The sequence below is a fragment of the Pseudomonas sp. A39 genome (assembly GCF_058145955.1).
Map to the genome: position 1 here is coordinate 1 of NZ_JBYVMD010000115.1, position 1,058 is coordinate 1,058.

General features: G+C 60.9%; 1 protein-coding gene. It reads right to left on the minus strand.

Annotated features, from left to right (window positions below; all coding sequences use genetic code 11):
- Positions 1-1,058, minus strand: a 1,058-nt coding sequence (locus AC3ZU9_RS31430) for a glycosyltransferase (RefSeq protein WP_490091791.1), incomplete at both ends; no start/stop codon positions are given.

Sequence of the window (1,058 nt, forward strand, 5' to 3'; positions counted from 1 at the left end):
ACGGTGAAGAAGATGTTCATGCCGTCCGCCACCCACGGCAACCAGCCCGCGAGGAAGTGGTAGCGCTGGCCACGGGTCAGCTCGGTGCCCTTGCCACGCAACAGGCTCGCGGTGTGGCGCTTGATGATCTGGATCGCCCCGTAGGCCCAGCGGAAACGCTGTTTCTTGAAGTCGATAAAGGTATCCGGCATCAGGCCCTTGCCGTAGCTGTCGTGGTAATACGCCGCCGACAGGCCTTTCTCGAACACGCGTAGGCCCAGTTCGGCATCTTCGCAGATGCACCAGTCGGCCCAGCCCAGTTCTTCGAGCACCGAGCGACGGGTCATGGTCATGGTGCCGTGCTGGATGATCGCGTCACGGTCGTTGCGCGTCACCATGCCGATGTGGAAGAAGCCTTTGTATTCCGCGTAGCAGAGCTTCTTGAAGGTGCTTTCGTTCTGGTCGCGGTAATCCTGCGGCGACTGCACCACGGCGATTTTCGGGTCGGCGAAGTGCGGCACCATGTGTTTGAGCCAGTTCGGCGACACGCAGTAATCCGAGTCGATCACCGCGATCACTTCGGCGTCCTTGGCGGTGTGCGGGATCAGGTAGTTCAGTGCACCACCCTTGAAACCCGCCAGCGGCGCGACGTGGAAGAACTTGAAGCGCGGGCCGAGGGTTTCGCAGTAGTCGCGTACCGGCTCCCACACGGCCGGGTCCTTGGTGTTGTTGTCGATGATCAGGACTTCGTAATCCGGGTAATCGAGGGCGGCCAAGGCGTCGAGGGTCTGTTTGACCATCTCCGGCGGCTCGTTGTAACACGGCACATGGATCGACACTTTCGGGCGGTAGTCCGAATCTCCCTCCACGGGTAGGAATTCACGCCGGCGCTTGTGGGTCCATACCGCTTCCGCCAGTTCGTGGGCTTCGGTCAGCAACACGATAAACACGCCGAGGGCGCCAAGGGCCAGGAGGATCCCCACGGTGACACTGAACCAGGTGCTGTATTGCTGGCTGTAGTCGTAGCCGATCCACACCAGCACCGAACCGCAGAGAAACGCGATAAAGGTCAGGAAGGT